The following is a 24,352-nucleotide window of genomic DNA, read 5'->3' as shown; positions in this document are numbered from 1 at the left end:
CGACGGTTCCCTTTTCGTAAGGAATGAATCCTGTTAGATAGACATCTGGATTATGGGGTAATACTTCTTGAAGATTATTATCTCCCATCAATTTTACTGCTAGCCGAAAGTTCCTGCCCGTATCATTCATCCGCAAATAGAATTTACCCAGATAATGTTCTGCTTCAACCATACGACCTTTCACACGGGGCATTAATTCTGTCAGTTCAGGTTTGGGCGCAGTCAGATCTAAAATATAAACAGCATTTTCATCCTTTGTTCCCGCCTCTAGAATAAGATAACGACGATCAAAAGTACGCGACACACTGAGGCTCGCAATGGTATCCTTTTCTTCATAAAGAAGTTGATCATCGATATGTGCTGCTCCTAATGTATGATGAAAGAGCTTCTTTGCCCGCCATTCGGGCGTATATTGTGTATAATAAAAACCGCTACTATCGGCCGCCCAAACAACCCCACCTGCGACACTGGGAATAGTATCAGCGAGTGCCGTTTTAGAAGACAGGTCACGAATTTTTAACTCACAGAATTCATTACCGGTTGTATCAACCGTATAGGCGAGGAAATTCTGGCATGGACTAATCGACAGACTACCTAATTTGAAGAAAGAATGCTTTGCCGCCTCTAAGTTCACATCCATATAGACTTCTTCTTCTGCGTCAAGATTTCCTTTTTTCCTTAAAAAGACAGGATAATTCTGGTCAATTGATTGACGCGTATAATAAAAATAGTCACCACGCTTGACAGGAACAGATTCATCTACTTTTGGCAAAAAACCACGGCGTTCCTCAAATATTTTTTGAACTGTTGACTCTAAGGGGGCAAAAAACGCCTTTGTATAATCATTCTCCGCATTGATATAGCCGAGAATTTCTGGATCTTTTACCCCATCTCCTGGTGTTTTCCATGTGGCATCACGCAACCATGCATAAGGGTCCTTCAGCTTTATGCCATTCAGCTCTATCTCATGGTCTTTAATCGCTGCCTTTGGCGGGACCAACTTGTGAAATTCTTCCATTGCATATCCTTTTTGACTTATTGCTTTTAGAGCTAGTATACTCAAGAACAAAATCAACTTCATTGCAAAAATCTCCCGATATTAATTGGGCTCCCAAGGGAGCTTTATAGGGTATAATTTGATAGTCATTAAAATTTATAATAATTTTAGCTGGAAATCCAGCATATACAGATAGTTGTAGGATAGCTGCCCAGGGCCAGTAAAATTTTTTAAAAAAGATGTTGCAATGGGGGCGTTAAATCGGATATACCTACAAACATCTTATGTACGCGCCCATAGCTCAATTGGATAGAGCGTCAGACTACGGATCTGAAGGTTAGGAGTTCGACTCTTCTTGGGCGCGCCACTTATCCCCTCCTTAAGAAGAAAACTTTATCCTTCCGGATAAAAGGGGCTGATTCATCCTTATTCAGCAGTTTCCTCCAGTTCTTGATTAATAGCACTCCAAATCCGCTGCTGATTGGATGGAACAAAACTTACCTGAAAGCTTAACCATTATGCAGTTTTCAGAACCCCCTCGCTGCCGGCTGCGTACCTCTAATATTGCAGAAAGGGTTAATGAGGAGACCCACAGGGTCGAAATTAATGAAGATTGGACCATGGCAAAAAGTTATGTGGATATGAACGCTTAAACAACCAATTTAAAGGGTAAAACCAATTTAAAGGGTAAAACCAATTTACAGAATTATCGTTGCTTGATTCATTTATTATTTAATGGTTTATTGCGCAACTATGGAGAATATAAAAAATTTATTCTCCTACAGGAACATTGAGAACAAGCTATTATAAAATAGGCATAGGAAGGCGTATGGGGAAAAAGATACTTTTTGTGTAACCTTCATAACTCTACGCAAATCCTCTGAAGATCTGGCGTTATGACAAATGGATATGCGGCGGTTTTTAAACAAAAACGACGCTCATCATCTTTGTTGGCTCTTTTTAACGAGTTTTTTCTAAAATTGAGTCGATAGGGAGAAATCAGAAGCCGGCATTTTTAGGTTGGTTGGGTATATGCATCAGCTAAGCGTAAATATTCGTGATCATGGAGAGAAAATAATGCTTAAAGATAAACATACTGAAGATAAACTTATAATTACTTTCCATCAAGTTGATCACTCAGTTGCCTTAGAAGAGACGATTCGCAATAAGGCAAACAGGCTCTTTAAATTATATAGATTTATTATTCACTGTCGCATTACTGTAGAAGCTTTCCACCACAACAAATATAAGCGCCATTTATACCAAATTCACATGGAGATTAAGGTTCCCAGAGGGGAATTAGTCGTGAATAAGCATCCCGGGTCACATGAAGATCCTTATATGGCAGTTAATGAATCTTTTAGAGCTGCTGAACAGGTTTTAAAAAAATTTAATCAGAAAGAGCATCATCTGATAAAATATCATATTCCACCCCAACACGGAAGAATTTGCAAGCTTGAAGATGAATATGGGTATATTGAATCTCCTAACTCTTCGGAAGTTTATTTTAATGAAAAAGCTGTCCACCCAGGCAAAAATATTGGGACTTTAAAAGTTGGTGATATGGTTCATTTTACGCTTGGAGATTCACAAGATGGTAATCTATATGCAAGTGTTGTCAAGAAAGTCAAAAATCACTTTATTATTGATGATCTTTCGTCTCTTAGAGAATTAGCTGAAGAAGAAATATAAATGGATTTTTTTCAGAGATGGCTGATTAGTCACATTCATTAGTGCTCTAAAGTTAAGTAATTCCTTTTTTATGTTACACAGAACATGAATAACTAAGAGCTAAAAGAAACATTAAGTGGCAGCAGTTACACTCACTCAACTATTGGCTGAAGCGTCTAGTTTTTTCGTCTTTAAGCGCATTCATCGCCAAGAGTTAATTTATCTGCTAACTTTATAGTGGGGAAGATTCAAAATTTTTACAATTTCTCCTATTTCATCTCGCTTTTCAGTAATCAATTTTTCAGCAGACTGCTTAAGAATTCGAATGTTTTCAGGATCTACATTGTCGATGTAAGTGCGCTCTGAATCGAGAATTGGTTGAAAACGATAGTACCTTTTTGGATGACCATAATTGAATGCATAATACATTTCATAGTTGGTAATATCATTGACAGCATCCATCATAATAGAAATGATTTTTGGCGCCCATCCAATAAAACCAGAGGTTTCTACATCCTCTTTGGCAATATTTTTTGTGACAGCTCCATAGTTTGTGCCTGTGCCTAGCGACACAATCATGAAATTAATATCAGTGCCAAACATTTCTATTGCATAAATAACAGCCGCTAACGTGGGATTATTAGCACCTATACCTCCGTCTATGAGAGATAATGTGCGCTTGCCCGTTCCATCCACCATGGATGAAGGCCTAAAATAGGTGGGAGCGGCTGAGGTAGCTCTGGCCAAATCTTTTAAGTAACAATCTTGAGCGGGTTCTTTATGAGCCCGAGAAGATTTAAAAAAGAAAGTTTTGTCTAATTCAATTTCATAGGCGGGAACAATCACATTCGTAATGCATTCTCTTAAACAGGTATTGCCAAAATAAATATGTAAGTACTTTTCTAGAGCGTCAGTAGAGTATTTTGCGTCCCACCACCCATTCCCTGACTTTATCACTTGCCATAAAGATTGAGAGAAAACATCTTTGCCAAATTGCTCATAAATATTGAGGATTTCAGCTGCAGAGTATTTCGCTCTACCATTTTGATTGGGCGTAGTGAGCATAAGGGCGATGAGTCCACCTGCTGATGTTCCAGCGATAATATCAAAACAATCCGCGAGGCGACGGTCGGGTAACAGGCGGGACTCTATATGTTTGAGAATAACAGCAGGAATAATGCCTCTTATTCCTCCTCCATCAATGGAAAGAATTCTGACAGTTCTCCTCTCGCTCGAAGAACTATGGTTTCTTGCTTCCACCTTATATGAAGGCAAAACAATGCTCATAAGTATCATTATATTCAGGCCTATAAGTACTATTTTCTTCATGGATTCTTGTTCCTGCTTTGAGAGAGATAACTGAGCAATTAAGGATTGCTAAGAATAATTTATCCCTTTATTGAGAGCTGTTGTTCTATGGGAAGTTTTGAATCATTTTCTCTGAGGTATCTAGTAGATTGGAGTGTGCCTTTCTCACTTGCTCTCCCTTCTTCCCTTCCAATGATCTGCGGAGGATGGGGGATAAATGTAAGGGTGGGAGTCCGTTGGTCTACTCACTCGCAGGTGAAATACCTGCAGAAGGGGGAATTACCATTCACATGCAACATATAAGAAAGCTGATGTTCCTACAAATAGTTTACTGTGTTTCACTTTTTGGGGTGTGTCCGGGCAACTAGCAGATACCCTCCCTTAAAAATTATCACCATTTTATGAAAAATAAGTATTGCATAATTAGACACAGTTTTGGTAAATATAGATTATCTTGGTTATGCCGGCTTAGCTCAGTTGGTAGAGCAACTGATTTGTAATCAGTAGGTCGCGAGTTCGAGTCCTGCAGCCGGCACCATCCAAGATTTTTTTCCTAAAATACACCTTCATTTTCTTCTAAATCTCATTGCACTTTCCTCACGTTTTTAAGTTTTTTACTTTCTCTGACTAATTTGTCATTGCGATGAATGAAATGACATGGCAATCTCCTCAAGAATATAACAGGGAGGTGGCTATACTCGCCTATTCTCCCCCGTAATGACGAACTAAGAAGAAGAAAAATATTCTCCTCTTCCAAGGAACTTAGATGACAAAGAACTCTCTGTATGATGTGATAATAATAGGTGCTGGGGCAGCCGGATTGATGGCGGCTATCTGTGCGGGAAAACGCGGCAAAAAAACACTGCTTATCGAACATACAACCAAAATTGGTGAGAAAATAAGAATTTCTGGTGGAGGCAGGTGTAATTTTACTAATTTACATGCTTCTAGCAATAATTATATCTGTCAAAACCCTCATTTTGTCAAATCAGCCTTAGCGGGTTATACTCAACACGATTTTATAAAACTCGTTGAATCTTATCATATTGCTTATCATGAAAAAACTTTAGGACAGTTGTTTTGCGATGGTTCCTCCAAACAGATTATTAATATGATGCTCAATGAATGTCAGCAGTATGATGTGGATATTAAACTCAATTGCAACGTCATCGATATCTCTAAGACAGAACAATTTGAAATCGCCAGTAATGAGGGGGTATTCACCAGTGATTCTCTTATTATTGCGAGCGGCGGTTTATCCATTCCTCAAATGGGTGCCAGCGATTTCGGTTATCGCATCGCTAAAAAATTTGGCCTGAAGATCATCCCTCCCCGGCCTGCTTTGGTTCCTCTAATTGTGGCAGATTCAATGCGAGACATGTTTACCCAATTAAGCGGTATCTCAAACCTCTCGGTTGCCTGGTATAAAAAGACGAGTTTTAAGGAAAATATTTTATTTACCCACAAAGGTTTAAGTGGTCCCGCCATATTACAGATTTCTTCCTATTTGGAAAAATTTCATGGCGAAGAAATAAGCATCAACCTTCTTCCAGAACTTGATCTAAAACAACAATTTATGGCGGATAAAAATCACAAACAAACAGTAGCTAATTATTTAAAAACTTATCTCACCAATCGGTTAATTGATCATTTAGCTGGCAATCCTGACTTTAATAAAAGCCTGACTGATCTTAAAAAAGAGAGCTTGTTCGCTATCGCCGATCAACTTCATAATTTTAAGGTACCGATCAGCGGAACTGAGGGATACAAAAAAGCTGAAGTCACAGCGGGTGGCATAGATACCAACGAATTCTCTTCTAAGACAATGGCTTCAAAAAAAGTTCCAGGTTTATTTTTCATTGGTGAAGTAGTTGATGTGACTGGATGGTTGGGCGGATATAATTTTCAGTGGGCCTGGTCATCAGGTTTTGCTGCGGGTAATAATTGTTAGACTTATCGGGCCGCTCTTATCTCTATTGATTTTAGGTGTCAGTAGAGCTTTACGGAGCGACCTAACTAGTTAATTTGAGCGCGAGATAGATAGGATTAGCGCAGTGAAGATTAAGCGGTTAATAACTGCTTTTTTAAAAATTGATTGATATAATCAACTGTTTGGTAGAGGAAATCGGTTAGCTCTTCTCGGGTCCCATTAAAATAAGCTTTAGGATCAGTTTTCACCTTTGCCAGAAACTTTTCTGTTTCTTTTGTTGCGCTGCTATTTAAACCGGCTATCAACTGTTTTGTATCTTTGCCAAGCAGCGGAAAAATAACAGTGTCCAAAAAAGAAACATGGCTTGCATGTTCCAATAAAATAAGCTGAAGATTGGATTGTGGGGGTAACTCCCTTAAGGGATCTGTTTTTTTGTACTCCTCATTTGCCCCCAACAATAAGCTCGGTTTTTCAAATGTTGTCTTTAAATTAAGTTGATTCAGACGTGAGTCCAGAGACACGCAAGCTTTGATTGCTGTTTGAATCTCCAAGGGAATAGGAAGAGTTGCCAGATTTTCAACCAGCTTTTTATTCGCGTTACCACCCAGGGAATGGCCCATCAAAGCTATCCGAGAAAGATCTGCTTCGGGCAGGGCGTGAAGGATTTCTTTTAACTGCTGTAGGACAAAAATAATGTCGTGATAATAAACATCCAGCGCCCTTAATTTAGTGCGGGTGAATCGTTCTTCTTTTGTTTGAGCATCTTGATTCTGCAACGCCGTCTTTAATTCAGCCACCGCTGCATCAAACTCAAGGGAATGGGATGCTGTGTCCTTTTGATAATAATGATCGATATTGACTATGATATAGCCTTTCGCCACTAACGAATTCAAGATTTGACTATAATGACGAAAATTAACGCTCCACCCGCCAGAAAACAAAATAATGGGGAATTTCCCCTGTGTCTTTGGGTTTAAGATCTGAATTTGGAGTTGGCGGGTTCCCTGAATTTTAATAACTTCTTCAGGCCACAGCGCAGCCATGTTGATTTCAGATCTAGATGTATCCTCCAAAAAGATTAAACCACCCTGATTGTGCTCAAGTGCACATGTCGTCTCTATAATCAAACATAAGAAAAAGAGAAAATGATAAATCATTCGAAAGAAAATTCTTTAGATGGTGCGGTCGAGAAGACTCGAACTTCCACGGGAGTTACCCCACAGCGACCTCAACGCTGCGCGTCTACCAATTCCGCCACGACCGCATTTATTACGTGACTTATATTTGCTAACAAATTGTGAGTAATTAAGCAAGCATGAATTTGCTCAACTTTCCTAAATAATGAAAAAAGCTCAATCTTCCAATTGGTTATAAATTAATGTGGGTGAGGTGGGTGAGTTTGAGATGAATCTGTATGCCCTAGGAAATAGGCACAATGACGTGCATTTGGTATCTTTACTGTCAACTCTTTGAGGTGCCGATTCAGCTGTCTGAAGATTGCCATTTCAAAATATATCTAATGCCTGGTACAGACAAGCAGTCCTAGTTAACCCCCCGCAGCTTATTAACAAAATCGAGTAACCCTCTTTGACGATTACGCTTAAGTCGTTCTGCTGTAATGATGGCATGCACTTGGGCGACGCTTTGCTCTAAGTCCTCATTAACAATCACATAGTCATATTCAGCCCAATGACTCATTTCATTTGAAGCTTCTTTCATGCGATTGAGGATGACGTCTGCGCTATCTTGCGCACGGGTATTTAAACGTTTTTCCAGCTCTCCTAGAGACGGAGGAAGAATAAAGACACTTACCAAGTCAACTCGGGCTAATTGCGCGAGTTGCTGGGTTCCTTGCCAGTCAATGTCAAAGATAATATCCTTACCCCCTGTAAGAGTATCAAAAACATAGTGTTTAGGGGTGCCGTAACTATGACCAAAAACATCAGCATGTTCTAACAATTCATTATTATGCAACATACTTTGAAACTGCTCTTTGGTCACAAAAAAGTAATCTTCCCCTTCCCGCTCCCCTGGGCGCATAAGGCGAGTGGTGACAGAAATAGAAACATTCACATTTTTATCAACCTCGAGAATTTTTGTCGCAATTGAGGTTTTTCCTGCGCCAGAAGGAGAGGAAAGAACTAACATAAATCCACGACGGCTGATACTTGTCATTATTACCTTTTGTGCACTGTTTTTTTAGTGAATGTCCCAATAAACCATACTTTTTTGCCGAGCTCAATTTCATTTTTTAACAATTGTGCGTAACTCCGGAAATGGATAGGCATTAGAATCCGTGATGTAATCCGTAAGGACATATCTTTCCTGACTTTCATAGCCGCTGCTTGATATTGGGAATTTCTATCATCCCATCTTTGGGCTCCTTTTCAAGCTTCTATGCCTCCTTTTTTAACTGGCAATACTATATAAGGCTACATTTTGCAAAATCAAGTGGGGGGAGAGCTTTATATAACACTTCTCTGTAAATTTATAAAACTTCTAGGTTACTTAAATATTTGAAAAAATGAGGCAAGAATGTTAAGAACAAGCGTAGATAGACATGTGTCCGTTTCGTGCTTTATTGGTTCAAATTTTCAAACATATTTAGACGGTCTCTACCGATCTACATACTGAAATTTGGCCAAAATCTAGAAATACCAAAGTTAGGCGTATACCGCCGGAGTTACAATTCATGATTAACGACGTCTTAATCCAAGGAAGAGCTCAAAAACTAGACTACTTGAGGTTTTTGTTAGCTCTATGTGTTTTACTCGTTCATTTAATTCCCTGGTCAAATCGTCTTTCAATTCCCATAAGTGAAAACATTTTAATTATAAATAAGCTATTTATATATGTGTTCCAGTCAAGTGGAGAAACAAATCCAACTGTTTTAGCGTTTATCGTTTTAAGTGGGTATTGTATTCATCGAAATGGACTTAGAAAGAATAATTTTGATGTCAAAAGTTTTTTAATAAAAAGGGTTTTTAGAATATCTCCCATTTACTTTTTGGCTGTCTTACTGGGCGCATTAGCCTTCTTAATGAGCACTAAAATTAATGTTAACATTAAAGAGATAACGTCAACAAGCGAGATTTCATTATCGGGTATTTTGTTAAAGTTATCTGGAGTTTGTTCTTTTTTCCCCCATCTCTTCGCTTTTTCTTTTCAAGGAAATGGCCCCTTAACAACTGTGGCTGTAGAATTTTACTTATATCTTTTTTATCCGTTTGCCATATATTTTCTTAACTCCATAAAGGAAAAATACTTCTGGTATGGCTTATTTTTAATAACTTCTCTTGGCGTGATTCTTATAAGTATTTCTCCACCTCTTAAATCATGGTGGCATAATGGGAGCTTCTTTGGTTTTTTACTCTACTGGTATATTGGGGCGAAATTTATTTCTAGAAAATTTGCAGAAAAAATAAAACGCAATATCAAATCGATAGTTCTAGCTTGGCTTATCATTACAACTCTTCTTACTTTTATAAAATTGGAATGGAGTGTCCTTATTGAATTTAGAAAGATCCTTTTCACTCTTATGATTGGCAGCTTGATCCACAGTCTTGATAAACCAACGTTAAATAGCCAAGACTCTAACCTCTTACCCATTCAAAAATACTTTTTAAAACCACTTATAGAAAGTAGCTATAGCCTTTACGCACTTCATACGCCTTTAGTGGTTATCTGTTTGGCCTTTAGGATGGATTGGTATATTATCGTCCCCATTTGTTTAGTTGCGGGATGGGCAACTTATTTGCTTATAGAAAAGCCTTCGATACAATGTGCTAGATCCTTGATTAAGCGTATTTCCCAAGGCTCTGTTCGCCCAGGGTTTAATATAACGTGAACTCGCTATAAGGAAGAGAAAAAAGAAAAAGAAATAGCTACATTTTGTGAGAGAAACTATAAAAACTAACTAGTCGTCGCTGAATGAGGCGTATAACGCAGCCTACAAGAAAAAATTATCTTCGAGCTTAGTTTGTTCTCTGTTTTCTTCATCGACGATTAAATTAGATACTTTAGGAGCGTAGAAAGCCCCTCTTCTTGCATCGCCCAGAATTGTCTACTCTTTGCGTCAACTTTATCCATTTCGGCAAGCTGATTTCCTACATATTGACGAATAGTTTCTTCATTTTTGGGGGTTGTGCAACAAGCATGGCCATGTAGCTTGTCAATCTGACCTATGTGTTGTAGCATTGAGACAATATACCCGCCATATTTTAATTTATTAGCTAATAGGTAAGACGGCACCGTGAGGCTAGGCCGCCTTGATCCGACTTTGGGAAGGATTTATTTTCTACTTTCTTGAATATATTTTTGAATATGCCAATCAAAATAAAAAGCAAAATTCTCTATATATGTTGAAGGTCTAAGAGCATGAAGAAAGCTATATGTAGAGCTCCACCTATTCGCATTATAAGCAGGATAAAAACGCTGATACTCTCCCACATTATCAAGAGACCCATGGGCCCTATCCATCTTGAGTTCAATTAAATCTATCGTAAAATGTGTGCTATGAATACTAGGTAAAAAACTTTACCTTCTCCTTTATAAATGGATCGAGATCTATGATTCTTCATTGATGGAATGGGATTTTCTTCTAAATAACTTTTTAAATCTCCCATGGTTATAAGAGATATATTGGGTGTCTTTTTTTCTCTTTCTTGAAAAGCACGAATGAGTTCTTCAATGACAAAAGCAGGCCCTGCTCCCGAGCCAATATTATCTACAAAATAGATATCCCCTTCTTCAAGGGATAGATTATTAGGACTTAGACCTTTTTCTTCAAGGAAATTCATAAGATATTTTAAGCGTTCAGGAGTTGTGCAATCATTAATATCTACTGGCATGCTTCCTCTGCCACGATTAGGGCTGCCAGAAAAAGGAAAGCTAATAATATAACGCAGATGATCTGGCATAGCTTTTAGTAAGGCTTCAAAAGCCCTACCAAACCAGTAAGGCGTATTACCAAAAAAGACAAAAGTATCTTTTCCTTTACTAAGGTTCAGAAGCTTAAGGGTTGCTTTATAAACTTCTTCAATCTCATCCACCTGTAAAAAACCGAAAGATCCGGTTGTTAAATATTCTTCCCTTGCTTTTTCATCCTGGAACCCGAAATGCGTATGATTAAATATTCGTTCCAGTTCTTTCGTAACAATCGCGTCTGTTTCATCTTCGCTTTTTCCTATGATAACCCCCTTATAAAACAAAATTTCCGATCTAATTTTATCTAAATAATTATCATAAATAAAAGATCCATAGGGTAAGTTGCCAGCAACTTCTAATAGTAATTTCGGATCCACAGAGTGAAAAAGGTCCTGTTGCTTCTTACTCCATTGAAATTTTGAAAGCTTTCCCCTACGCGTTGGGCGCTGAGTTGTAGGGAAAAAATTTTGAAAGTTTATAACTACTTCCCCAAGAGCTGCTTTATAAAGCTCCAACTCTTTCGGTGCAAGTTCGAGATTGCTTAATAACATCGTTTCCTGGAGTACATCAATTTCCCCAAACTCTATAGTCTCTGGCAATTTTACAGGCTCAATAAAAGCTTTTGCTTCCTCCCATGTTAAGTAAGGAATTTTTATAGGAACTCGCTCATCGGAGCTATTTTCTTCAACTTTTTGGAAATCATTCTCTAATTGTTTTTTCAGAACGTCTCCTTGATGATTTACGGGGGGAAGCCCTTTTTGTTCATAATCTTCAGCAAGCGTAAATTCTGCAAAGGCAGGCGAGGAGAAAAGAAAAAGGGAAAAAGCCCATTGAATATATAACATTGAGTACTCTTCTAAGATAATAAAATAGCATTCTAATATAACAGATTGTTATTAATGCCCAGTCCCCAAACTTCATTTTGTTGGGTGAATTATCTCTCTCGTTAGGACCAAAAACTTGGTTGAATAAGAGAGTGAGACTATCCTGGGATTTCACCAAATTTATAGTTAAGTTATGCTCTCAAGTCAATTATTTTCCTGGTTACTCCGCGCAAAGACTACCCGATCTCCGTATTGATTCTGTAACTTTGAGACTGCCCTCGAAATAAACAGAGAGCTAAGAAATGGTCAAGGCCCAATTTGATAAGGGCTTAAGCCATTTTTCAGCAATCTTTTGATAAGCCCAATAAACCAGCTTAAATAGAGCACTTTCGCTGGTAAAAGCGCCCTTCGTTTTGATGAAACCCTTCAATCCCATTAGTTGCGTAAATCAGGCAACGTATCGGATCAGAGTATTTAAAGTAAGGTTAGTCTTACTCTTGAAAAGTTAATTTGACGGTATCGGGTAGAGTTCATATCTTCTTATTTGATCGAGCTTCAAAGATTCTTAAAAGTTTAGGATCACGTAACATCTCATCGCTCAGCTTGTTATAAATTTCTGGATCTGTACAGGGGACAGGGATGCGATCCGCATATTCAAAGAGCAACAGGGCAAAATCCCTTGTCGTTGTTGCGAAATTGTACTTTAAATTCTTAAATATTTTCCTTAAGAAAGGACTTTGCGCCCATTGCAAAAAATTACAGAGCCAAACAATGTCTCCAGTTTTATCTAACATTCTAAAGGTCAAATAATCTTCCCATGACTGTATCAAAACTATAGCAATATATTGCTCCTCCAATGCCGATTCAATAGTTTCCTCAGTATGCAAATCTTTCGTTAAATTATACAAGCTGATGTTATTATAATAGAAACTAGATAAAAATTCTGATCTTGCATGTTTTTTTTCGGTTAGTAAGTTATTTGGCAATAACCACATTTTATCTACCGAATCTTTAGTAAATTGCGCACTCGTAACCGACCGCTGGTTTTGCAGCCCCACGGTGGAGACATAGACATTAAACCCCAACACAATAACAGCCATACTGCTCATAATTGAGACAAAAACAGATGTTCGCGTATTTTTGAACTCATCTGGTTTAATAAAAATAGCAGCCAAAAGCCCCCCTATCAAGATAGAAATCGTCAAAAACTCGATAGAAAAACTCATGAAGTTAACCATACATCATACCATATAAAAATCTAGCAAAAATGGAATACATCCCCTTATTGTATATAAGCAATATTAGTTAAAAGCCGGTTAATTAGGGGTGAGAGAAGCAACCTTCGCCAACCATCTTCCTGACTTAAGGCAAGGGGTAACATCGCCAGCCATGTCAATCCCCCACCATTGATTGGGACGATTTGGCTTTTTGGTGTCTGCGCGGCGAATGGCCTGGAGTCTCGTATTTTTCTTGGCCAGCAAATCCTATGGCATTTCTCTTTTTAAGTAACTCCCTTCCTTAGACCTACTCCCCGAGAATTAAAGAAAAAATTTCCTTAAGAAAAGTTTTTTCAAAAGCATTATAAGGTAATTGATTTCTAATGAACGAGGAACAAAATGGGAGTACTTTCTTCACTCAAGCATGATCAAAAAGAGGCTATTGGACTCCTTCAAATAGGTACTTTTCTTGAATATTTCGACCTTATGCTCTACGTGCATATGGCTGTTTTACTAAATGAGCTTTTCTTTCCCAAAATAGATCCCCATACAGCAGCTCTACTTTCAGCCTTTGCCTTCTGCTCAACTTTTGTTCTAAGACCTTTTGGAGCCTTAATTTTTGGATGGATTGGGGATAATATAGGAAGAAAGACAACTGTTATTATTACTACCATGCTCATGTCTATATCTTGCATGATTATGGCAAACCTACCAACCTATGCCCAAATTGGTATTGCTGCAACTTGGATTGTGACTTTATGCCGTATTATCCAAGGGCTATCTTCCATGGGGGAGATTATGGGGGCTCAGATTTATGTAACAGAGATTACTAAGCCTCCTGTTCAGTATATAGCGGTTTCTTTTGTAAGCATTGCTTCAGCTATTGGCTCGATGGCTGCTCTGGCAATTGCTTCGTTAGTAACACATTATCAGTTTAATTGGCGGGTTGCTTTTTGGATTGGGGCAGCTATTGCTGTCATTGGCTCTATTGCACGAATAAGGCTTCGAGAGACCCCAGAATTTATTGAGAAGAAAAATAAAAGAATAAAAGACGGGCAAGTAAAAAACGCTAAAAAAGATTTGGAACAAGAATGGGGAAATTTGAAAACGTTTATGGCTTATTTTTTTGTTTTCTGTGGATGGCCATTAACCTTCTATATAAGCTATATGTACTTTAATCCCACTTTCAAAGAATTATACGGTTACTCCGCTCAAGATATGATTTTTCATAACTTTTTATTATCCATAACCTTATGCATATCAAGTATATTGTGGGCGTGTTTAAGTTTAAAAATACATCCTTTAAAGATTACAAAGTTAAAAGGTAAAATGGGTCTTGCTTTAGCACTTTTACTGCCTTTTCTCCTTCTGGTTGCCTCTCATCCATTATATATCTTCGGTCTCCAAATTCTTATATTAAATCTAACTTTAGGAGAAATTCCTTCTTCAGCTATTTTCATTAAACATTTTCCTATTTTGAAACGTTTTACTGTTACGAGCTTTCTATATGCTTTAACCCGTGCTCTCATGTATATTATTACGTCTTTTGGTCTCGTCTATCTTACTGAAATCCTTGGTCATTGGGGGCTATGGATTATTATGATACCTATTACGATGGGCTTTTTATGGGGCATATGTCATTTTGAAAAACTTGAAAATTTATCAAACGACTCAAAATTGCTCCCTTCATCGCATTAGTTGTGTAAAATCAGGTGGCAGAGGAGTTAAGATTCCTCCTTTGCCCAGCAAATCTTTACCTGCTTTTATCTCCTCCAATAGCTTTTCTTGAAATTTTTCAAAATTAAATGACAGCGAAGCATTTTAGCCTGAGCCCTTAAATTCAGATTGACCCAAGGTGTATAATTATCTACCCAATATCCAATTGGATTCACTATACTTGATTGATTTGTAAAGTTATCATTTTTAAAACTTTCTCAAAAAAAGATTGAATCTTCTCTTCATTTGCGACTAGTATCAGCTCATTAATGGGCGGTCGTAGCTCAGCAGGATAGAGCGACGGATTCCTAATCCGTAGGTCGTGGGTTCGAATCCCGCCGATCGCACCAATTACGCCATAACGGTTCTTGGCAATTTCTTTCGAACCCTCTATATTGAACAAAAAAATGAGTAAGTGCCTCTATACTAAAAAACACTTGAAGAAGCGGGATTATGGCCAACGCATGCGAAGCCGGAAATCGACTTCTTCAAGTATTTTGGGTATAAGCTGGGAAGTTACAGAAATTAAGGAATACATATGGCGATTACCCTCATCTTTCCGGGTCAAGGATCTCAAGCTATTGGCATGGGCCTCGACTTTTATAATAGCTTTGCGACTGCCAAAGCAGTTTTTGATGAAGTAGATGATGCCCTCAATCAAAAGCTTAGCAAAATCATCTTTGAAGGTGATACCGATCAGCTCACATTGACCGAAAACACGCAGCCTGCTCTTATGGCTGTGAGCATGGCGATTGTTCGTACCGTTGAACATGAAATGGGCAAGTCTTTACATTCTCTGACCGCCTACATGGCTGGGCATTCCCTAGGTGAGTACACCGCCAACTGCGCCGCCAGTACATTTACCTTAAAGGATACAGCTCGACTTTTAAAGCTCCGGGGTCAGGCAATGCAACGTGCTGTCCCTGTGGGTAAAGGCGCGATGACCGCCATTTTAGGCCTGGAAATTGAGGCGGTAGAATCCCTCACAAAGCAAGCAAGCCTCTCAGAAGACGATCTGTGTGTTGTCGCTAATGACAATTCTCCCGGTCAACTCGTTGCCAGCGGTCACAAAACCGCGATTGATCGTATCATTGAACTTGCCTTAAAAAATGGCGCAAAACGGGCCCTTCCCTTGCCCGTCAGTGCCCCTTTTCATAGCCCCTTGATGCAACCAGCTGCTTGTGAAATGGCAGATGCTTTGGCCGATACAATTGCCCAACATGCAAAGGTACCCATTATTGCTAACGTCACAACCGCACCGGTTTTAGCATCGGGAGAAATAAAATCTCTGCTAATTGAGCAAGTAACGGGCCGTGTTCGTTGGCGTGAATCGATGGCGACTTTGCAAGATTTGTCCGTCACCCATGTCGTTGAAGTTGGTTCAGGAAAAGTGTTAACTGGCTTGATTAAGCGCATTGACCCAGGTCTAACGGCCTCCTTTGTCAATACAATTGCTGATTTAGATGCTTTTATCAAATTGTTAGATTCAAAGAAGTAGTTTTGTCGTCTTTTAATAATACTAACTTTCCAGATTATAAGGCAGGGACTATGAATTTCTAAAACAAAAGCGCAACCGTAGGTGATGTCCATGCGCCTCGGAAGCGCCAGAAATGAAACCATCATTGGCCGTAATCACGGAAGTTAAAAGTAAGGAAAAATGAATATGTTCGCTTTTGAAAATAAAGTTGCTCTTGTCACGGGCGCTACGGGTGGTATTGGTAAAGAAATTGTAAAAATACTCCACCAACAAGGCGCGATTGTCGCCATTTCAGGCACAAGAGAATCTGTATTAAATGAACTTGCGGCGGAATTGGGGGATCGCATCCATGTATTCACTTGTAATCTAGCCGATAAAGACAGCGTGGAGGCATTGATTCCAGCGGTTGAAGCAAAGCTTGAAAAAATCGACATTCTCGTGAACAATGCCGGCATTACCCGTGATACCCTCATCATGCGAATGAAAGATAGTGACTGGCAAGAAGTGATTGATGTTAACCTGACTTCTACATTCCGTCTTTGCCGTGCTGTATCTAAAGGAATGATGAAACGCCGTTATGGGCGAATCATTAATATCGCTTCGATCGTTGGGTTTACGGGGAACCCTGGTCAAGTCAACTATGTTGCCTCTAAAGCCGGAATGGTTGGTCTTTCAAAATCATTGGCGATTGAATTGGCGACCCGTGGCATCACTGTCAACTGTGTTGCCCCTGGCTTCATCACCTCGGCAATGACAGAGGTGCTTTCTGACAGTGTTAAAGAAGGAATTCTTGGCAACATTCCAATGAAGCGCATGGGGACAGCTACAGAAATTGCAACGTCTGTCGCATTTCTCGGGTCGGAAGAAGCAGCTTACATTACGGGGCAGACAATTCACGTTAACGGCGGTATGTCCTGTATCTAACTCGGTATCCTTATAAGGAGCGCAAGCCGACAACCCATGCCTTTTCAAGACATGGGTTGCTCAGTCTTCTGTTAAAGACTGCTTCAGGTATTTTGGGTATGAGTACTTCTTCCTATCAAATTTTGTAAGGCCACCCTTGAGGAAGGAAGCCCTTTCTCAAGCAAATCTTTTTCGAAAAAATAGCTGGTAATGACAAGTGCTTGATACAATTGTTCAGGTGAAACACTTTGTGACTGTAGCCAAAAATCGGGAATTTTGAATAGGCGATCGGCATAGGGAAGGCCTGCTTGCGCTGAAACGGCCCGCCCCGTTTTTGGGGAAATATAGGTCAAATTATCAGATGTTCCCGTCACAGCACACTTGGTTAGATCAAGGCCGAACCCTAAATCTTCCAACAATTTCAGTTCATAATCACTATAAGATTGATACCAATTATCACAATGGGTCAATTGCGTAATAAGCCCTGTCAAACTGTCATAGAGCTCTTCGTACTGATGTCGCTCAGCCATCAAATAATCCGCCAAAGCGAGAGCTGAACCGAGCGCATTCAATTTCAATCGATCAGATAAAATTCTTGATGAGGGCGATTCCATCAGCTCCAGTTGCCACAATCCAAGATGCTCAGGCAAGCGCGCCGACCATTTTGCCTGCACTAAATTTCCTGGCTGAATAGCAGCTTTTGTTTTGGCTGACGACTTAAACAAACCGGCGCATCGCCCCTGATTTTTTGTGTAAATCGTGACAATGTGAGACCTCTCGCCATGTACGCGCGCATTTAAGATAACCCCCACATCTGTCCATTGCATTGATTTATCTTCCTTATTGAGCTTCTTCCTTATCGAGTTTACACATCAAAATCCAACCCCATAAGCCGATAAGCCCCTGGCTTATCAGACCAATTTTCAGCTACTTTTACAAACAAGAAAAGATGGACATTTTTACCTAAATAATAGCCAATTTCTTGACGTGCGGCATTCCCTATTTTCTTAATTTGCTGGCCACCTTTGCCCAGGATGATTGATTTTTGCCCATCACGTGACACATAAATCACCTGAGAAATACGAATATCACCGTTCTTTTGCCGCTCCCAGGCTTCCGTTTCAACATAGGTTTCATAGGGCAATTCCTGATGCAGCTGTTGATACAGTTTTTCACGGGTAATTTCGGCCGCCCACATTCGCTGCGGCATGTCCGTGATCTGCTCTGCGTCAAACAACCAGGGACTTATCGGTAACTTTGTTGCTACATAGTCCACAAGTTCTGAAACGCCATCCCCTGTAAGCGCTGATGTCATCAAAATATCATCAACATTCGGGTAATCTTTAAAGTATGCAATAAGTTCTAGGAGGCCTTCTTTGGCAATTTGGTCCACCTTATTGAGGACTAAAATCGCGCGCTTATCACCAAGTTCCTTTAAAATCTTCTCAGTACCGGCTGTATATTTATGGCTAGCATCATGCAAAACGACGATTAAATCCGCTTCTTTACCTGCCGTCCAGGCCGCAGAAACCATCGCTTTTTCAAGACGTTTTTTAGCCTCAAAAATCCCCGGCGTGTCCACTAAAATGATTTGCGTCTGATCTTTTATGGTGATCCCTAAAATGCGTTGACGCGTGGTCTGCACCTTGTGCGACACAATGGATACTTTGTGCCCAACAAGATTATTAATCAACGTTGATTTACCAGCATTTGGTTGCCCTAGTACGGCCACAAATCCGCATCGAGTTGAGGTGGAGTGTTCTTCACCACCATGGCCAACTTCTGTCATCCTATTTTTGGGCATAGATTCTGTCATTTAGATACCTTTTCTAACAATATTTTAGCTGCTTCTTGCTCGGCAACCCGTTTTGAGGCCCCTGTTGCCTGTGCCTCAAGATTTTGTACTTTTACTTGCATAACGAAATGGGGTGCGTGGGCAGGTCCACTCATTTCAATAACTGTATATTCAGGGACGCCATAGCCCAACTTTTGCGACCACTCTTGCAACGCCGATTTATGATCCTTTGGCGGCTTTTTGGTCGATTTAATTTTTGGTTGCCACAGTTTATGGATTACAGTTTTTGCCGCATCTAACCCTCCATCAAGGTAAACAGCACCAATTACTGCTTCCATAGCGTCAGCAAGAATCGTGCTTTTAGCACCTTCTTCGGCACCCAGTGCATCATAAATCTCATCAAACTTGAGCGTCCGTGCAACTGCAAGACACGCGTCTCTGCTGACCAAAACCGCCAGGCGCTTGGCTAGATCCCCTTCACTTTCTTGGCCGAAATAAATAAATAATTGTTCAGCAATCACCAAGCCTAAGATACGATCGCCCAAAAACTCTAATCTCTCAAAGTCAAAGGAGCGACGTTTCTTCTTTAAACTGGGATGTAACAAAGCCATTTCAAGGAGTTTTTTATCCTGAAACTGATAGTTTAAACTCAAACTGGCTTTATCAAGTTGTTCACTTAACAATAAATATCTCCTTTGATATGGTTAATCTAAAGTGTATCTACCTGTCATACCAGCATAGGCTGATGATATCCCAAGTTTATAATATATATATACCTGGATAACCCACCTTCGCTGGGATGACAAATACAGTTTTAACAATTCTCCTACAGCACCTAGCTACACTATATCTATGATAAAAGTAAACCCAAAGGTGCGAAGCCAGAAATTGGTGTCTGGATTCACTATATTTGAAATGTAAAAAAAAGCACCACCTAAAGGTAGTGCAAAAACAATATAGTTAAATCTAATGGCTTGGCCAGATTGGCAAAGCCTTGTCTCTATGATTAGATAGTTGGCTCAATCGAAACGAATGAGCGATTTTTTATTCCTGTTGAAAACTTAACGGTGCCATCTGTAAGGGCAAACAATGTGTGATCCTTACCAATACCAACGTTTTTTCCAGGGTGGAATTTTGTTCCGCGCTGACGAACAAGAATGTTCCCAGCTAAAACAAATTCACTACCAAATTTTTTTACACCAAGACGCTTACTCTCTGAGTCGCGACCGTTACGGGTACTACCACCAGCTTTTTTTTGTGCCATAGTCTACTCCTATTTCAACAGACTTATTTGCCTGCTGCAATTTTTGTGATTTTCAAAACCGTCAAATTTTGACGATGACCATTTTTACGACGGTAATTATGTCGACGTGTCTTTTTGAAGATGATCACTTTACGATCGCGCATCTGTTCAACGACAGTTGCTTGTACTTTAGCGCCGGCAACAGTTGGGATACCCACATGGTCTTTCTTGCCATCATTAACAAGTAAAACTTCGAGCTCAACAGTTGTGCCGGGTTGGACATCCAACTTCTCCACGCGGAGAACGTCGTTTTCAGCAACTTTATATTGCTTACCACCGGTCTTAATTATTGCAAACATTTTCTATAACTTTCTTAAAAGTCTATGTTTTATTTAGAGACAAAATAAAGCCATCAAAAGATGGCCTTACAAAAGTTGTATCTTCTTGACCTATTCTGTGTCAAGATTTTTGTTAGGAAACAAGAGTTTTACAGCTAGCATGACACCAGAAACCGTTCACGATCTGATGATTTCCGCCATGATGGTTACCATCAAGATATGTCTTCCCCTGCTATTAGCAAGTCTTATAGTCGGTATTTTGATCTCAATTTTCCAGGCGCTTACCCAAATTCAGGAAAATACTTTAACCTTTGTCCCAAAGCTACTCACCATGTTTGCAGTCTTAGCACTATCAATTAATTATATTGCGGGAAATCTGGGTGTCTTTGCCGAAGATATTTACAGCCGAATTGTTCAAATAAATTAGGCAAATAATGAGTAAAGAAAACCAATGATCCAAACTTTTAACATGGAAGAGTTACTGGCGTATTTTTACGTATTTACACGCCTAGGGGGCGTCATGATGTTGCTGCCTGGGTTTGGGGAGTTTTATATTCCTATGCGGATTCGCCTCCTCACAGCTGTGGTCATGAGCCTAGCGATCACCCCTGTGGTGGCAGGCACTCTTCCAGCCACCACTCTAGTAGGGGCTGAAACTGTTTATTTCCTCGTCCGCGAAATAGCCATTGGTTTCGCATTAGGGGCTATTGGCCGAATCCTCCTCAATGCTTTGCAAATCTCGGCGAATCTGATTGCCTACCAGACTTCCCTTTCAAGTGCGACGATTTTTAACCCGGCCATGGGGACACAAGACTCACCCTTTGCCCCCTACCTGATTATGGGCGCCACAGCCCTGATTTTTGTCACTAATACGCACTATCAAATCATTGATGTCTTTATAAAGTCTTATGATGCCTTTCCACCAACCGGAGGCTTTCCCTTTGGCGATTTCAAAGACATGATGGTTCGTATTGTTAGCCACAGTTTTAGTCTCGGTGTCAGGCTTGCTTTTCCTTTTTTAATCGCTGGCCTTATTGTCAACTTTTCTGGTGGTCTGCTTGGCCGTCTTGTCCCGCAGATCCAGGTGTTTTTTGTGCTGATGCCAGCTCAAGTGTTATTGGGACTTATTTGCGTAATGATTTGCGTCACGACGATTATGTCTGTTTTCGTCCAAGATTTCTTTAATCTCTATCAGGATTTACCTCGAGGATAAGATGGCCGACGATAAGCCCGAACAAGATCAAAAAACGGAACAAGCGACGCAGCACCGAATTGACGAAGCCTTTAAAAAGGGCCAAGTGGCGATGTCCCGGGAGGTCACCCATTGGTTTGCGCTGGTTGCTCTGGCCTTAACAATTATGATTTTCTTGCCCTTTAGTTTCTGGTTGATTCAAGAATATCTCGCCCTCTTCATTGTTTCACCGCATCTTATACACCTTGATGGCGAGGTTGTTGAAAGACTGATGGGGTCAGTTTTTTTAAAAATTATTATTTGTTTTGTCCCCCTTGGTATTATTCTTATTGCAGCGACTCTAGGAGCAGGTTTTTTACAAACGCGACTCGCCATTCAAATGGATGCGCTGATGCCCAAGTTTGAACGAATCTCTCCCTTCTCCGGGATAAAAAGGCTTATTTCCAAAAAAGCCTTGGTTGACTTCATAAAAAACCTCCTAAAACTCTCAGCTATTGCCGCTTGTTTGTTAACCTTTTTGGGCTCCAAAATTATCTCTTTACCAGGCTGGACGGATCTCCATCCCCACCTTTTTTTGAGGACAATTCAAGGCTTGGCCCTGAAGTGCCTATTGATCATTATTTGCCTCCTCACGCTCATTGCCGTATTGGACTATTTATACCAAAAGTATGAATTTTTAAAAAATCTCAAGATGACCAAAGAGGAAGTTAAAAAAGAACATAAAAACACTGAAGGTGATCCGCTCATTAAACAGCGACAACGCCAACTATCTCAACAGCTTATCCGACGTAACATGATGAAAGAAGTTCCCAATTCATCAGTCATTGTGATGAACCCCACCCACTACGCTGTTGCCCTGAAGTATGAGCCGGAAACGATGGATGCGCCTGTCGTTGTGGCTAAGGGTCTGGACCTAATGGCGCTTCGTATCCGCGATATCGGTCGTGAGAATAAAGTGCCGATCGTCCAAAACCCGCCCCTCGCCCGCGCACTTTATAAAGGTGTCGAAGTCAGCCAAGAAATCCCCACTGAACACTATAAGGCGGTAGCGGAGATTATTAATTTTGTGATGAATCTGAAGAAACAAGAGAGGACGAAGGGATAGCGCCTTTCAACCAAGGAGTATAAAAATGTTCTTTTATGCAAGAAAGAATCTGTGGATTCTCACCATTTTATGGATCAGTTGCAGCGTGTTATTTTTAGCAGAACCATCGATAGACATATTGGTAAGCAGTTATTTTTTTGATCCCGCCATCGAAACATTTCCTCTGGCGAAATCCCCGCTTATTGAGCATCTCAACAACTTTGGCCGCTGGCTTATTTTCTTACTCGCTCTGGCAACCGCAGAAAATTAATATGCAGAAGGCCTGTCTCTACTTCGTTGTATATACTCTGTATGCCTTTGTTGTGATTGAATATGGCGTCAAGGAGATATGGCTGAGACCAAGACCGGGGCAAACTACTCTGTTTGGGAGCACTCATGAATTCCTGCCCATTTTCCATAGTCTGCCAAGCGGTAACTTTCGCTCTTTCGTCTCTGGCCATACCGCTGCTTGGTTTGGATTGATTTGTGTCGGCTATAATATCTACCCCACTAATCACTTTTTTTGGACTATTCTCAGTCTCCTCGTTGGCATCACCATGGGGCTGCTTAGAATTTGTGTTGGCAAACACTTCCTCAGTGATATTGTCTTTGCAGGACTTTTTGTGGCTACCTCGTGCGTCATTTTAGAGATGTTTATCACCAGATTTTTTGGGACAGCAGCCCCTACCTGAAGCGATCAAGGGCTCCTTGCAAGATATAAAGGTCGCGCAGCCCATTTTATCAACCATTTGGGCCCGTGGTGGACAGACGCTCCTCCCAAAAACGAACGGGGATTAGGATTACGGTAGTTACAACAATTACTTCTTTTTATTCAATTACTCGTAGTTTACTGAGAGGGTTCTGGGATGGATATGATGTAAGTTGAAAATCGCTCAGGCCGCAATAAATCCGTCCTTCCTAGGTAAAAATTTTGTTTAGAAGTCAGTCTTTCTTTATTTTCTTGCCATGGTGATCCCCTAGTAGCAAAGGAGTGATATCCTCCACCGTACCTTCTCTACTGTCGGAACTATCGGAACTATAAGGTGAATTTTCGCGTGCTGGTGAATTTTCCCGTTGTTCAGGAAAAAGCTCTTCTGACGAAATGCTTTCCATAGGTTTAGTATTCGGAAACGACGGATTACCATCCCCAAAGATAAACTTTCGAACATATGCTAGCATTGAAGAGTTTTGTTGATTTCTTAAATATTCTACATTAGGTTCCCAAAACCCTTCATACTTCCTATGAAGCTTAGCTATATTGCGAGTAGGAAAAGCTTTTTTTATCTCCTTACATACATTATCGGGTATATTTTTGTATTGCCCCGTTGCTACTTTCCATAGACCATCAAGACTTTCCGGTAACCAGTAAGATTCAGCATAAGCAAGATAAGGCAAAGCCTTTACCCCTTCGTCGTTTCTTAGCATATTTATTCCAATATTATAAGCCTCTTCGGCAAGATCGATTTCTTTCTGAGTTTTTGGCAAGTGATGGGTTGTAAACGGGCCATAATTTCTAAAGGGCTGTACCTTTTCTTTGAGTTCAATCCTCAACACTTGAAATTCTGAAACGGGATCTGCCTCGGAAATTCGACTCGCCGCTAAGGCAGGCAAGCCCATTATTGTTAGTAATCCTAAGGATATAACGAATATTACGTAATAACTTCGTATAGCATGCATTATACGAAGTTATACGAGAAGCCTTTAAAAAGGGCCAAGTGGCGATGTCCCGGG

At 40.1% G+C, this 24,352-nt stretch carries 25 protein-coding genes, 4 tRNA genes and 1 pseudogene; 14 read left to right on the top strand and 16 right to left on the bottom strand.

Going from position 1 to position 24,352, the window contains the following annotated elements:
* A partial coding sequence (locus IG80_RS0100820) for a S9 family peptidase (protein WP_232224295.1) occupies positions 1 to 1,018 on the bottom strand: 1,018 nt, incomplete at its 3' end.
* 269 nt (positions 1,019 to 1,287) lie between these two features.
* Between IG80_RS0100820 and IG80_RS0100815 the strand changes: the two genes are divergently transcribed.
* Positions 1,288 to 1,364 (top strand) — tRNA-Arg (locus IG80_RS0100815).
* A 710-nt stretch (positions 1,365 to 2,074) separates the two neighbouring features.
* Complete coding sequence (locus IG80_RS0100810) at positions 2,075 to 2,689, top strand: HPF/RaiA family ribosome-associated protein (RefSeq protein WP_032112195.1); 615 nt, start codon at positions 2,075 to 2,077, stop codon at positions 2,687 to 2,689.
* 198 nt (positions 2,690 to 2,887) lie between these two features.
* On the opposite strand, the gene IG80_RS0100805 is transcribed toward IG80_RS0100810, so the two are convergent.
* The gene (locus IG80_RS0100805) at positions 2,888 to 3,955 is read right to left on the bottom strand and encodes a patatin-like phospholipase family protein (RefSeq protein WP_052045814.1); all 1,068 of its coding nucleotides are present in this window, start codon (positions 3,953 to 3,955) and stop codon (positions 2,888 to 2,890) included.
* A 483-nt stretch (positions 3,956 to 4,438) separates the two neighbouring features.
* On the opposite strand from IG80_RS0100805, the gene IG80_RS0100800 reads away from it, so the two are divergent.
* Positions 4,439 to 4,514: transfer RNA gene (locus IG80_RS0100800), tRNA-Thr, on the top strand.
* 228 nt (positions 4,515 to 4,742) lie between these two features.
* Positions 4,743 to 5,927 (top strand): BaiN/RdsA family NAD(P)/FAD-dependent oxidoreductase, encoded by a 1,185-nt coding sequence (locus IG80_RS0100795; protein ID WP_032112194.1) that lies wholly within the window; start codon positions 4,743 to 4,745, stop codon positions 5,925 to 5,927.
* A gap of 110 nt (positions 5,928 to 6,037) precedes the next feature.
* Here IG80_RS0100795 and IG80_RS0100790 read toward each other — a convergent pair whose 3' ends face one another.
* The 3 genes from IG80_RS0100790 to gmk all read right to left on the bottom strand — a co-directional run bounded on the left by IG80_RS0100790 (position 6,038) and on the right by gmk (position 8,081).
* On the bottom strand, positions 6,038 to 7,063 hold the full coding sequence (locus IG80_RS0100790) for an alpha/beta hydrolase (protein ID WP_032112193.1): 1,026 nt from the start codon (positions 7,061 to 7,063) through the stop codon (positions 6,038 to 6,040).
* A 20-nt stretch (positions 7,064 to 7,083) separates the two neighbouring features.
* A tRNA-Leu gene (locus tag IG80_RS0100785) sits at positions 7,084 to 7,170 on the bottom strand.
* Positions 7,171 to 7,448: 278 nt separating this feature from the next.
* Entirely contained in the window at positions 7,449 to 8,081 is a 633-nt protein-coding gene (gmk, locus tag IG80_RS0100780; RefSeq protein WP_032112192.1) for a guanylate kinase, read from the bottom strand.
* Between the two features lie 517 nt (positions 8,082 to 8,598).
* Between gmk and IG80_RS0100775 the strand changes: the two genes are divergently transcribed.
* Positions 8,599 to 9,753 (top strand): acyltransferase family protein, encoded by a 1,155-nt coding sequence (locus IG80_RS0100775; protein ID WP_032112191.1) that lies wholly within the window; start codon positions 8,599 to 8,601, stop codon positions 9,751 to 9,753.
* Positions 9,754 to 9,911: 158 nt separating this feature from the next.
* Here IG80_RS0100775 and IG80_RS0100770 read toward each other — a convergent pair whose 3' ends face one another.
* The 5 genes and pseudogenes from IG80_RS0100770 to IG80_RS14880 all read right to left on the bottom strand — a co-directional run bounded on the left by IG80_RS0100770 (position 9,912) and on the right by IG80_RS14880 (position 13,137).
* Complete coding sequence (locus IG80_RS0100770) at positions 9,912 to 10,103, bottom strand: hypothetical protein (RefSeq protein ID WP_032112190.1); 192 nt, start codon at positions 10,101 to 10,103, stop codon at positions 9,912 to 9,914.
* Between the two features lie 299 nt (positions 10,104 to 10,402).
* The gene (locus IG80_RS0100760) at positions 10,403 to 11,383 is read right to left on the bottom strand and encodes a hypothetical protein (RefSeq protein WP_156961981.1); all 981 of its coding nucleotides are present in this window, start codon (positions 11,381 to 11,383) and stop codon (positions 10,403 to 10,405) included.
* Positions 11,384 to 11,951: 568 nt separating this feature from the next.
* A pseudogene (locus IG80_RS16660) lies at positions 11,952 to 12,138 on the bottom strand (IS256 family transposase); the annotation flags it as partial.
* A gap of 48 nt (positions 12,139 to 12,186) precedes the next feature.
* A complete protein-coding gene (locus IG80_RS0100755) occupies positions 12,187 to 12,894 on the bottom strand; it encodes a hypothetical protein (protein WP_032112187.1) in 708 nt (235 codons plus the stop codon).
* Positions 12,895 to 12,972: 78 nt separating this feature from the next.
* Positions 12,973 to 13,137 carry a hypothetical protein gene (locus IG80_RS14880; RefSeq protein ID WP_156961979.1) on the bottom strand — a complete coding sequence of 55 codons (165 nt, stop codon included), beginning with the start codon at positions 13,135 to 13,137 and terminating at the stop codon, positions 12,973 to 12,975.
* Positions 13,138 to 13,272: 135 nt separating this feature from the next.
* Between IG80_RS14880 and IG80_RS0100750 the strand changes: the two genes are divergently transcribed.
* The 4 genes from IG80_RS0100750 to fabG all read left to right on the top strand — a co-directional run bounded on the left by IG80_RS0100750 (position 13,273) and on the right by fabG (position 16,990).
* Positions 13,273 to 14,571 carry an MFS transporter gene (locus IG80_RS0100750; RefSeq protein ID WP_032112186.1) on the top strand — a complete coding sequence of 433 codons (1,299 nt, stop codon included), beginning with the start codon at positions 13,273 to 13,275 and terminating at the stop codon, positions 14,569 to 14,571.
* Between the two features lie 291 nt (positions 14,572 to 14,862).
* Positions 14,863 to 14,939 (top strand) — tRNA-Arg (locus tag IG80_RS0100745).
* A gap of 188 nt (positions 14,940 to 15,127) precedes the next feature.
* Positions 15,128 to 16,087 (top strand): ACP S-malonyltransferase, encoded by a 960-nt coding sequence (gene fabD / locus IG80_RS0100740; protein ID WP_032112185.1) that lies wholly within the window; start codon positions 15,128 to 15,130, stop codon positions 16,085 to 16,087.
* Positions 16,088 to 16,252: 165 nt separating this feature from the next.
* Entirely contained in the window at positions 16,253 to 16,990 is a 738-nt protein-coding gene (gene fabG / locus IG80_RS0100735) for a 3-oxoacyl-[acyl-carrier-protein] reductase (RefSeq protein WP_032112184.1), read from the top strand.
* A gap of 83 nt (positions 16,991 to 17,073) precedes the next feature.
* Here the strand turns inward: fabG and recO are convergent, their stop codons facing one another.
* The 5 genes from recO to rplU form a co-directional block, all read right to left on the bottom strand.
* The gene (recO, locus tag IG80_RS0100730) at positions 17,074 to 17,796 is read right to left on the bottom strand and encodes a DNA repair protein RecO (RefSeq protein WP_032112183.1); all 723 of its coding nucleotides are present in this window, start codon (positions 17,794 to 17,796) and stop codon (positions 17,074 to 17,076) included.
* Between the two features lie 38 nt (positions 17,797 to 17,834).
* Positions 17,835 to 18,758, bottom strand: a complete 924-nt coding sequence (gene era / locus IG80_RS0100725) for a GTPase Era (RefSeq protein ID WP_032113223.1) — start codon at positions 18,756 to 18,758, stop codon at positions 17,835 to 17,837.
* 23 nt (positions 18,759 to 18,781) lie between these two features.
* A complete protein-coding gene (gene rnc, locus IG80_RS0100720; RefSeq protein WP_052045812.1) occupies positions 18,782 to 19,447 on the bottom strand; it encodes a ribonuclease III in 666 nt (221 codons plus the stop codon).
* Between the two features lie 323 nt (positions 19,448 to 19,770).
* Positions 19,771 to 20,028, bottom strand: coding sequence for a 50S ribosomal protein L27 (rpmA, locus tag IG80_RS0100715; RefSeq protein ID WP_032112182.1), 258 nt, complete (start codon positions 20,026 to 20,028; stop codon positions 19,771 to 19,773).
* Positions 20,029 to 20,051: 23 nt separating this feature from the next.
* Complete coding sequence (gene rplU / locus IG80_RS0100710; RefSeq protein ID WP_032112181.1) at positions 20,052 to 20,366, bottom strand: 50S ribosomal protein L21; 315 nt, start codon at positions 20,364 to 20,366, stop codon at positions 20,052 to 20,054.
* A 139-nt stretch (positions 20,367 to 20,505) separates the two neighbouring features.
* Between rplU and IG80_RS0100705 the strand changes: the two genes are divergently transcribed.
* The 5 genes from IG80_RS0100705 to IG80_RS0100685 are packed head-to-tail and all read left to right on the top strand — an operon-like array spanning position 20,506 to position 23,313.
* On the top strand, positions 20,506 to 20,772 hold the full coding sequence (locus IG80_RS0100705) for a flagellar biosynthetic protein FliQ (RefSeq protein WP_032112180.1): 267 nt from the start codon (positions 20,506 to 20,508) through the stop codon (positions 20,770 to 20,772).
* A gap of 24 nt (positions 20,773 to 20,796) precedes the next feature.
* Positions 20,797 to 21,558 carry a flagellar biosynthetic protein FliR gene (gene fliR / locus IG80_RS0100700; RefSeq protein WP_032112179.1) on the top strand — a complete coding sequence of 254 codons (762 nt, stop codon included), beginning with the start codon at positions 20,797 to 20,799 and terminating at the stop codon, positions 21,556 to 21,558.
* A 1-nt stretch (position 21,559) separates the two neighbouring features.
* Complete coding sequence (gene flhB, locus IG80_RS0100695; protein ID WP_032112178.1) at positions 21,560 to 22,642, top strand: flagellar biosynthesis protein FlhB; 1,083 nt, start codon at positions 21,560 to 21,562, stop codon at positions 22,640 to 22,642.
* Positions 22,643 to 22,667: 25 nt separating this feature from the next.
* On the top strand, positions 22,668 to 22,892 hold the full coding sequence (locus tag IG80_RS0100690; RefSeq protein WP_032112177.1) for a hypothetical protein: 225 nt from the start codon (positions 22,668 to 22,670) through the stop codon (positions 22,890 to 22,892).
* Position 22,893: 1 nt separating this feature from the next.
* Entirely contained in the window at positions 22,894 to 23,313 is a 420-nt protein-coding gene (locus IG80_RS0100685) for a phosphatase PAP2 family protein (protein ID WP_032112176.1), read from the top strand.
* 250 nt (positions 23,314 to 23,563) lie between these two features.
* On the opposite strand, the gene IG80_RS0100680 is transcribed toward IG80_RS0100685, so the two are convergent.
* Entirely contained in the window at positions 23,564 to 24,238 is a 675-nt protein-coding gene (locus IG80_RS0100680) for a hypothetical protein (protein WP_156961978.1), read from the bottom strand.
* Between the last annotated feature and the right edge of the window lie 114 nt (positions 24,239 to 24,352).

Source organism: Candidatus Paracaedibacter symbiosus (genome assembly GCF_000757605.1).
GTDB classification, from domain to species: domain Bacteria; phylum Pseudomonadota; class Alphaproteobacteria; order Paracaedibacterales; family Paracaedibacteraceae; genus Paracaedibacter_A; species Paracaedibacter_A symbiosus.
The sequence above is the reverse complement of the archived record's forward strand: the minus strand, read 5'-3'. Positions and strand labels throughout refer to the sequence as shown.

Coding starts and splice junctions, on each gene's coding strand:
- IG80_RS0100750 (WP_032112186.1), top strand. CDS start 13,273: ATGGGAGTACTTTCTTCACTCAAGCATGATCAAAAAGAGGCTATTGGA.
- IG80_RS0100805 (WP_052045814.1), bottom strand. CDS start 3,955: ATGAGCATTGTTTTGCCTTCATATAAGGTGGAAGCAAGAAACCATAGT.
- rplU (WP_032112181.1), bottom strand. CDS start 20,366: ATGTTTGCAATAATTAAGACCGGTGGTAAGCAATATAAAGTTGCTGAA.
- IG80_RS0100775 (WP_032112191.1), top strand. CDS start 8,599: ATGATTAACGACGTCTTAATCCAAGGAAGAGCTCAAAAACTAGACTAC.
- fabD (WP_032112185.1), top strand. CDS start 15,128: ATGGCGATTACCCTCATCTTTCCGGGTCAAGGATCTCAAGCTATTGGC.
- IG80_RS0100795 (WP_032112194.1), top strand. CDS start 4,743: ATGACAAAGAACTCTCTGTATGATGTGATAATAATAGGTGCTGGGGCA.
- IG80_RS0100690 (WP_032112177.1), top strand. CDS start 22,668: ATGTTCTTTTATGCAAGAAAGAATCTGTGGATTCTCACCATTTTATGG.
- IG80_RS0100755 (WP_032112187.1), bottom strand. CDS start 12,894: ATGGTTAACTTCATGAGTTTTTCTATCGAGTTTTTGACGATTTCTATC.
- IG80_RS0100705 (WP_032112180.1), top strand. CDS start 20,506: ATGACACCAGAAACCGTTCACGATCTGATGATTTCCGCCATGATGGTT.
- era (WP_032113223.1), bottom strand. CDS start 18,758: ATGACAGAAGTTGGCCATGGTGGTGAAGAACACTCCACCTCAACTCGA.
- IG80_RS0100770 (WP_032112190.1), bottom strand. CDS start 10,103: ATGCTACAACACATAGGTCAGATTGACAAGCTACATGGCCATGCTTGT.
- IG80_RS0100760 (WP_156961981.1), bottom strand. CDS start 11,383: ATGTTATTAAGCAATCTCGAACTTGCACCGAAAGAGTTGGAGCTTTAT.
- IG80_RS0100680 (WP_156961978.1), bottom strand. CDS start 24,238: ATGGGCTTGCCTGCCTTAGCGGCGAGTCGAATTTCCGAGGCAGATCCC.
- flhB (WP_032112178.1), top strand. CDS start 21,560: ATGGCCGACGATAAGCCCGAACAAGATCAAAAAACGGAACAAGCGACG.
- gmk (WP_032112192.1), bottom strand. CDS start 8,081: ATGACAAGTATCAGCCGTCGTGGATTTATGTTAGTTCTTTCCTCTCCT.
- fabG (WP_032112184.1), top strand. CDS start 16,253: ATGTTCGCTTTTGAAAATAAAGTTGCTCTTGTCACGGGCGCTACGGGT.
- recO (WP_032112183.1), bottom strand. CDS start 17,796: ATGCAATGGACAGATGTGGGGGTTATCTTAAATGCGCGCGTACATGGC.
- IG80_RS0100685 (WP_032112176.1), top strand. CDS start 22,894: ATGCAGAAGGCCTGTCTCTACTTCGTTGTATATACTCTGTATGCCTTT.
- rpmA (WP_032112182.1), bottom strand. CDS start 20,028: ATGGCACAAAAAAAAGCTGGTGGTAGTACCCGTAACGGTCGCGACTCA.
- IG80_RS0100810 (WP_032112195.1), top strand. CDS start 2,075: ATGCTTAAAGATAAACATACTGAAGATAAACTTATAATTACTTTCCAT.
- IG80_RS0100790 (WP_032112193.1), bottom strand. CDS start 7,063: ATGATTTATCATTTTCTCTTTTTCTTATGTTTGATTATAGAGACGACA.
- fliR (WP_032112179.1), top strand. CDS start 20,797: ATGATCCAAACTTTTAACATGGAAGAGTTACTGGCGTATTTTTACGTA.